Origin of the sequence: Streptomyces sioyaensis, from assembly GCF_004122735.1 — a bacterium.
GTDB lineage: Bacteria > Actinomycetota > Actinomycetes > Streptomycetales > Streptomycetaceae > Streptomyces > Streptomyces sioyaensis.
This window is the reverse complement of the sequence record NZ_SDIF01000280.1, coordinates 1-1,293: the sequence shown is the minus strand read 5'-3', so window position 1 is coordinate 1,293 and position 1,293 is coordinate 1. Positions and strand designations below refer to the sequence as shown.

At 71.1% G+C, this 1,293-nt stretch carries 1 protein-coding gene; it reads right to left on the bottom strand.

Translation table 11 applies throughout. The annotated features are described in order from the left end of the window. Positions 1-468: 468 nt before the first annotated feature. Positions 469-1,098 carry a TetR/AcrR family transcriptional regulator gene (locus EST54_RS33870; RefSeq protein WP_129251481.1) on the bottom strand — a complete coding sequence of 210 codons (630 nt, stop codon included), beginning with the start codon at positions 1,096-1,098 and terminating at the stop codon, positions 469-471. Between the last annotated feature and the right edge of the window lie 195 nt (positions 1,099-1,293).

The window sequence follows — 1,293 nt, the reverse complement described above, 5'->3', positions numbered from 1 at the left end:
CCTTCGGGGGGTGGGGCGGGATGGGGGTGGGGAGTGGGCTCTCCTCACCCGCCCACCCCCCGAAGGGGGGTGGGCGGCGGGGAAAAACCGGCAGAGGAAAATCCGGCAGGGAATATCCGGCAAGGGGAAACCACCGCACCCCACCCGGAATCGCACCGCACCCAAAAAGCCAGGGAAATGAGCACCTACAGGGAGCCGTGGAAGAAACCGCCCAAATGGTCCAATGGCCGTACGGCTTGCCCGGCTACCGGCGAACGGGCCAGGTCGAGGTGGCTGGTGAGTGCCTTTCCGGTCGAGTGCCTCCCTGGTTCAGCCCCTCTCCTGAGGAGGCTCGCCCAGAGGCCAGTGCCGCCCCAAGGTGAGCGCCGTCCGTAGGTGAGCCCCACTCAGCGGTGAGTCCCACCCAGAAGAGGCGAGCCCTAAGTCCTGCCCGGAGCTGAGCGCCACTCAGACGAAGCCGCCACGCCGTCAGGCGGCCCCTCCGGGGGAGAGCAGCGACGTCACCAGCGCGTCCAGCGAGACCGTGAACAGTCGCTCGGTGTCGACCGGACCGGCCAGCGCACGGGCCAGCGCCGGATCGTGCTCGGCGGTGGGGGAGTCCCACAGCTCGCCCTCGCTCGGATGCTGCTCGGGCGACCGCTCCCGGTTGCGCTCGACCAGGACGAAGCCGACGACCTGGAACTGGACGGCCCGCACCGCCTCGGCGGCCGTCTCACCACACAGCCCGGCCGCGTGCATCTCATGGACCAGCGCCTGCTGTGCGGGCAGGAACATCCGCTCCGTCAGGCCGCGTTCGTGCACCATCGCGATCAGCTGCGGACGTTCGCGCAGCGCCGTGTACAGCGCGCGGGCGACCGAGACGATGCGGGCGTGCGGGGTGCGTCCCACGGGGCGGATCTCGCCCATCTCCCGGACGGTGCGCTCGACGAGGGCGTCCAGCAGTGACTCGCGGTTGCCGACGTGCCAGTAGATGGAGGTGACGGCGGTGCCGAGTTCCGTGGCGAGGCGGCGCATGGTCAGCGCCGCGGGGCCGCGGGCCCGCACCAGCCGGGCGGCGGTCGTCAGCACCTCTTCGCCGGTCAGCGCGCTGCGTGTCATGGCCCCACTCCAAACTCTTCCCTCAACCGTCGCCCGAACCTCCCGGAACCGCCCCGGAACCGCCCCCGAGCCGCACCGGAGCCAACCCCGGAACCGCCCCGGAACCGTCCCTGAGCCAATCCCTGGATCGCCCCGAAGTCGCCCCTGAACCGCCCCGAGCCAATCGCCAACCGCCCCCAGCCGTCCTCTCTTCCC